Here is a 3,264-nt window from a genome sequence, read left to right on the forward strand (position 1 = left end):
ACGGTCGCTTCCTTTGTACTCACCCTCTCGGGCTTTCCTCCGGGCTTCCCTTCGGTCTTGCGTTTCCGACTCTATCAGATCTTTCCGATCCGATTCCCTGTCGGCGGGATTTGCCTTCCGGCCCTGGCTTTCGCCTGTCGGCCTTTCGACATTCACTACGTTAGCCGATTCCCCGTCCAACTCATAATCGAGTCCGTCGGTCTCGAATTCAGGCATGCGGGCACGCCGAATTCGCCCCTGCTGAGGGGGAGTGACTAGGTAGTGGGTTGGCCGCTTCCGACTGCTGGCGATTGCCGTACCCGGTTCAGCGGCTCGGGCCACATTACGCACCTTGCGGGGACGCGTCAACTTCGGCGGCGCCTCGGGACATGGGCGCGATAGGGACTCACCGTCGGGTCGTTGGCGACCCAGAAGCGCCAGGGGTGCACGGCGCCGTCGCCGGACACCCCGCTGCGAGGGCCGTTGAGTACCTGGTCGGAGGGCACGGGGGTGCCGGTCAGCATGCGGAGGGGGGTGTCCTCGGGGGTGCAGGCGTCCGTGCCGTCCAGAGAGCGGTCCACGCCGAGGGCCGTGGCCAGTCGGGCGGGGCCTTTGGCCAGTTCCTTGTCGTTGCGGGCCGAGAGTCGACGGGTTCGGGCCAGTTCGGCGCCCTCGACGATCTCGCCGGCACGGAGCAGGACCGCGCTCGCCTTGTCCTCCGGGCCGCACACCAGGTTCATGCAGAACCACATGCCATAGGTGAAGTAGACGTAGACGTGCCCGGGCGGACCGAACATCACATCGTTGCGGGCCGTGCGACCGCGATAGGCGTGGGAGCCGGGGTCGTCGGAGCCGTCGTAGGCCTCGACCTCTGTGAGGCGGAGGGCGATCGGACCGTCCGAGGTGGTGCGTACCAGGACGCGGCCGAGGAGATCAGGGGCCACATCGAGGACGGGCCGGTCGAAGAACTCCCTGGACAGGGGCGTACGGTCGGGGGTCGCGATCATGCCGTCCGAGGGTACTAAAAGACAGGTGGTGCGGCGGGGTGGCCAGCGGGCACCGGCGTTGCCAGGGTTAAGGCATGGAACCGGCCACGGCCGGATCGCGTTTGTATGGATCAAGGATCCACCCGTAGTGGGCGAGAGGGAGAGACATGGCGTTCAAGAAGCTGCTCGCGAGCCTGGGGGCCGGCGGGGCTTCGGTCGAGACGGTGCTGCACGAGGTCAACGTCGTCCCGGGCGGTGTCGTCCAGGGTGAGGTACGGATCCAGGGCGGGTCCGTGAACCAGCAGATCGAGGGGCTCTCGGTCGGGCTGCAGGCCAAGGTCGAGGTGGAGAGCGGCGACCAGGAGTACAAGCAGGACATCGAGTTCACGAAGTCGAGGCTGGGCGGGGCGTTCGAGCTCCAGGCGAACGCGGTGCACGCGGTGCCGTTCGGGCTGGAGATCCCGTGGGAGACCCCGATCACGACGATCGACGGGCAGGCGCTGCGCTCGATGCACATCGGTGTCTCCACGGAGCTGGAGATCGCGCGAGCCGTGGACTCGGGTGACCTCGACCCGATCAACGTGCACCCGCTGCCGGCGCAGAAGGCGATCCTGGACGCGTTCATCCAGCTCGGCTTCCGGTTCAAGAACGCGGACATGGAGCGCGGTGTCATCCGGGGCACGCGGCAGAAGCTGCCGTTCTACCAGGAGATCGAGTTCTACCCGCCGCAGCAGTACCGGGGGCTGAACCAGGTCGAGCTGAGCTTCGTGGCCGACGAGCAAGCCATGGACGTGGTGCTCGAGATGGACAAGAAGCCGGGGCTGTTCAGCGAGGGCAGCGACACCTTCCGCTCGTTCAAGGTGGGGCTCCAGGACTACCAGGGCACCGACTGGACCGCGTACCTCAACCAGTGGCTGTCCGAGGTCGGCAGCAAGCGCAACTGGTTCTAGTGGCAGGCCCTAGGCTCGGTGCTGACTGAACGAATCGATCAGGAGGTACCGAGGTGACCGAGCTCAAGCGGCGGCCGCTCCCCCACGACTTCCATCCGCCCGTACCGTCGTTCACGGTCACGAGCAAGGATGTCGAGGAGGGTGCGACGCTCCAGGACGCTCAGGTCTACGCGGCCGGCAACACCTCGCCGCAGTTGCGGTGGGAGGGCTTCCCGCCCGAGACCAAGAGCTTCGCCGTGACCTGCTACGACCCCGATGCCCCGACGGGCAGCGGGTTCTGGCACTGGGTGCTGTTCGACATTCCGGGCTCGGTGACCGAACTGCCGGTGGGTGCGGGCAGCGGCGCGTTCGAGGGTCTGCCCGAGGGCGCGATCCAGGCGCGTAACGACTACGGAAGCAAGGAGTTCGGTGGTGCCGCGCCGCCGCCCGGGGACGGTCCGCACCGTTACGTGTTCACGGTGTACGCCGTGGATACGGAGAAGCTCGGTCCGGATGCGGCGGCTTCGCCCGCCGTCGTGGGCTTCAACCTGCGGTTCCACACGATCGCGCGGGCCCAGTTGATCGGTGAGTACGAGGTGCCCGCCGAAAGCTGAGCAACCCGCCCGGCGATCCCAGCGTTCACAGAACGTTTGCCCGCTCCTGGTCTTGGAATTGATCAGGAGCGGGCATTTTTGTTGCCGGGGGCACGGGGGTCACCCCCCGTGAGAGCAGCAGATATTGCGTTGTCCATCTCGGCGTGCCCGGCCAGAGTTGATCCCAGCCCGCCAGGGGGTGGGCCGGTGCACACGGGAGGTGGGCTGGTATGCGGGACACGCTGGTACTCAACGCGAGCTTCGAGCCGCTGTCGACGGTAACGCTGAACCGAGCCGTCGTTCTGGTGCTTCAGGACAAGGCCGTCGTCGAGCAGGCCCACCCCGAACTGCGGATGCGGGGAGCCGCGGTCGACATACCGGCGCCTCGTGTGATCAGGCTCTGCCAGTACGTACGGGTGCCCTTCCGAAGACGAGCGCCGTGGTCGAGGCGGGGTGTGCTGGTCCGGGACCGGAACCGGTGCGCGTACTGCGGGAGGCGGGCGACGACTGTCGACCACGTGGTGCCGCGGTCGCGGGGCGGGCAGGACACGTGGCTGAACACGGTGGCCTCGTGCGCGGAGGACAATCACCGTAAGGCGAACCGGACTCCGGTGGAGGCGGGTATGCCGTTGCTTCGGGAGCCGTTCGAGCCGACGCCGGCGGACGCGATGCTGCTGGCGCTGGGGCAGGACGACTTCGACTCGCTGCCGGAGTGGCTGGCGCAGCCCGCTGCCTAGCCGCCCATGGCCTGACTGTCACGGCCTGGCTCTCATACGA

5 protein-coding genes are annotated in these 3,264 nt (G+C 67.3%); 3 read left to right on the forward strand and 2 right to left on the reverse strand.

Going from position 1 to position 3,264, the window contains the following annotated elements; all coding sequences use genetic code 11:
* Positions 1-216 (reverse strand): hypothetical protein (locus tag ACFTZL_RS43155; protein ID WP_382595580.1); only part of this gene is annotated, 216 nt, incomplete at its 3' end.
* A gap of 128 nt (positions 217-344) precedes the next feature.
* The gene (locus tag ACFTZL_RS43160; protein WP_382595583.1) at positions 345-986 is read right to left on the reverse strand and encodes a DNA-3-methyladenine glycosylase; all 642 of its coding nucleotides are present in this window, start codon (positions 984-986) and stop codon (positions 345-347) included.
* Between the two features lie 146 nt (positions 987-1,132).
* On the opposite strand from ACFTZL_RS43160, the gene ACFTZL_RS43165 reads away from it, so the two are divergent.
* The 3 genes from ACFTZL_RS43165 to ACFTZL_RS43175 all read left to right on the forward strand — a co-directional run bounded on the left by ACFTZL_RS43165 (position 1,133) and on the right by ACFTZL_RS43175 (position 3,224).
* Positions 1,133-1,915 (forward strand): sporulation protein, encoded by a 783-nt coding sequence (locus ACFTZL_RS43165; RefSeq protein ID WP_382595586.1) that lies wholly within the window; start codon positions 1,133-1,135, stop codon positions 1,913-1,915.
* A gap of 53 nt (positions 1,916-1,968) precedes the next feature.
* The gene (locus ACFTZL_RS43170; RefSeq protein ID WP_382595589.1) at positions 1,969-2,508 is read left to right on the forward strand and encodes a YbhB/YbcL family Raf kinase inhibitor-like protein; all 540 of its coding nucleotides are present in this window, start codon (positions 1,969-1,971) and stop codon (positions 2,506-2,508) included.
* Between the two features lie 209 nt (positions 2,509-2,717).
* Positions 2,718-3,224, forward strand: coding sequence for an HNH endonuclease (locus ACFTZL_RS43175; protein ID WP_382595592.1), 507 nt, complete (start codon positions 2,718-2,720; stop codon positions 3,222-3,224).
* Positions 3,225-3,264: the final 40 nt, after the last annotated feature.

The organism is Streptomyces sp. NPDC056948, assembly GCF_042674225.1.
Taxonomy (GTDB): Bacteria; Actinomycetota; Actinomycetes; order Streptomycetales; family Streptomycetaceae; genus Streptomyces; species Streptomyces purpurascens.